We start from the raw sequence: 2,479 nt of genomic DNA, 5'->3' as shown, positions 1-2,479 counted from the left end.
GGGAATCCAACAGTCATGGCGAACTTCACCGCCGCGGACGTCAAGAAGCTGCGCGACATGACCGGCGCGGGCATGATGGACTGCAAGAAGGCCCTGACCGAGGCCGACGGCGACTTCGACAAGGCCGTCGAGGCCCTGCGCATCAAGGGCGCCAAGTCCGTCGACAAGCGCGCGGGCCGCACCGCCGCCCAGGGCACGGTCGTCCTCCGCCAGCAGGGCGAGGGCAAGGCCACCCTGATCGAGCTCAACTGTGAGACCGACTTCGTCGCCAAGAACGCCCAGTTCATCGCGCTGGCCGACCAGGTGGCCGACTTCGTCGCCGCCCAGGACAGCGACGACCTCGCCACCGTCGCCGCCGCCGAGATCGAGCCCGGGAAGACCCTCCAGGGCTACATCGAGGAGAAGAGCGCGATCATCGGCGAGAAGCTGGAGTTCCGCCGCTTCGCCAAGTTCGACGGCGCCTTCGTCTCCGCCTACCTGCACAAGTCCGACCCGGACCTGCCCCCCACCATGGGCGTCCTGGTCGAGCTGGACCAGGTGAACGAGGAGGTCGGCAAGGACCTCGCGCAGCAGATCGCCGCGATGGCCCCGCAGTACGTCTCCAAGGACGAGGTCCCGGCCGAGGTCGTGGAGAACGAGCGCCGCATCGCCGAGCAGACCACCCGCGAGGAGGGCAAGCCCGAGCAGGCGATCCCCAAGATCGTCGAGGGCCGCCTCAACGGCTTCTTCAAGGACGTGACGCTGCTCGGCCAGCCGTTCGTCAAGGAGAACAAGAAGTCGGTCCAGCAGGTCGTCGACGCCGCCGGCGTCACGGTCAAGCGCTTCGCCCGCTTCAAGGTCGGCCAGGCCTAGGTTTTGACATGATGGAGGTGCCGGGGAGAACGCTCTCCCCGGCACCTTCGGTGGATATGGGCGGTTTCGGGGGGCATGACGGCCCACACCGCCCGCAGCAGGAGCACTCGGGGGACCCTGTGCCACTCGGGGAATACAAGGGAGGCCACAGGCCGTGAACGCAGCGACGAACACCGAACCCGCCATGCACGACGCAGGCTGGAAGCGCGTGATGCTCAAGCTCTCCGGTGAGGCGTTCGCCGGCGGGGGCGGCCTGGGCATCGACCCGGAGGTCGTCCAGTACGTCGCCGAGTCCATCGCCGAGGCCGTGTCCGAGGGCATCCAGGTCGCGGTCGTGGTGGGCGGCGGCAACATGTTCCGCGGCGCCCAGCTCACCGAGGGCGGCATCGAGCGCGGCCGCGCCGACTACATGGGCATGCTCGGCACCGTCATCAACTGCCTCGCCCTCCAGGACTTCCTGGAGCGCCTGGGCGTGGACACCCGTGTCCAGACCGCCATCCACATGAGCCAGGTCGCCGAGGCGTACATCCCCCGCCGCGCCGTGCGCCACCTGGAGAAGGGCCGTGTGGTCATCTTCGGCGCCGGCCTGGGCGCCCCGTTCTTCTCCACCGACACGACCGCGGCCCAGCGCGCCCTGGAGATCGGCGCCCAGGCCGTCCTCAAGGGCACCCAGGTGGACGGGGTCTACGACTCCGACCCCCGCCGCAACGCGGACGCGGTCAAGTTCGACAAGCTCAACTACAACGAGGTCCTCACCCGCGGCCTCAAGGTCATGGACGCCACCGCCGTCAGCCTGTGCATGGACAACGGGCTGCCCATCGTCGTCTTCGACCTGATGAGCCAGGGCAACATCCTGCGCGCCGTCCGCGGTGAGAAGATCGGCACGATCGTCGGGCCGATCCCCGCCTGAGGCGGCCGCGGCGACACCCTCAAGAGCCACGCACACCACAGCCGAGAACCGGGAGCGCCCCATGATCGAAGAGACCCTCCTCGAAGCCGAGGAGAAGATGGAGAAGGCCGTCATCGTCGCGAAGGAGGACTTCGCGGCGATCCGCACCGGGCGTCCCACCCCGGCGACGTTCAACAAGATCACCGTCGACTACTACGGCGCGCCGACGCCGATCAACCAGCTCGCGTCCTTCTCGGTCCCCGAGCCGCGCATGGTCGTCATCTCGCCGTTCGACGTCAACTCCCGGACCTCGATCATCAACGCCATCCGCAACAGCGACCTGGGCGTCAACCCGTCCGACGACGGCCAGGTCATCCGGGTCGTCTTCCCGGACCTGTCCGAGGAGCGCCGCAAGGAGTACGTGAAGGTCGCGCGCACCAAGGGCGAGGACGCCAAGATCTCGATCCGCAACGTCCGCCGCCGCGCCAAGGACGCCTTCGAGAAGGCCGTCAAGGCGGGCGAGGTCGGCGAGGACGAGGCCCACCGTGCGCAGTCGGAGCTGGACGAGCTGTCCCACAAGTACGTCGGTTCCGTCGACGAGCTCCTCAAGCACAAGGAATCGGAACTCCTTGAGGTCTAGCCGGTGACGACTCCTTCCAGCGGCTCCGGAGGCGATGACCACTCGCCGGAGCACAGACCCGACGACACTCAGCAGGTCGGCCCCGGCGACGCCGGGGC

The 2,479-nt window shown here is 68.3% G+C and carries 3 protein-coding genes; all 3 read left to right on the top strand.

Annotation, left to right across the window (positions count from 1 at the left end; translation table 11 throughout):
* The first annotated feature begins 15 nt into the window (after positions 1-15).
* The 3 genes from tsf (at position 16) to frr (ending at position 2,381) form a co-directional block, all read left to right on the top strand.
* A complete protein-coding gene (gene tsf / locus ACJOT3_RS34055) occupies positions 16-852 on the top strand; it encodes a translation elongation factor Ts (RefSeq protein ID WP_406977249.1) in 837 nt (278 codons plus the stop codon).
* A gap of 184 nt (positions 853-1,036) precedes the next feature.
* Entirely contained in the window at positions 1,037-1,762 is a 726-nt protein-coding gene (gene pyrH, locus ACJOT3_RS34050) for a UMP kinase (RefSeq protein ID WP_406977248.1), read from the top strand.
* 61 nt (positions 1,763-1,823) lie between these two features.
* Positions 1,824-2,381 (top strand): ribosome recycling factor, encoded by a 558-nt coding sequence (frr, locus tag ACJOT3_RS34045; RefSeq protein WP_406977247.1) that lies wholly within the window; start codon positions 1,824-1,826, stop codon positions 2,379-2,381.
* Positions 2,382-2,479 lie beyond the last annotated feature (98 nt).

This window comes from Nocardiopsis protaetiae (assembly GCF_045446735.1).
In the GTDB taxonomy this organism is placed as follows: Bacteria; Actinomycetota; Actinomycetes; order Streptosporangiales; family Streptosporangiaceae; genus Nocardiopsis; species Nocardiopsis protaetiae.
Note: the sequence above shows the minus strand (reverse complement) of the source record. Positions and strands in the feature narration are given on the sequence as shown.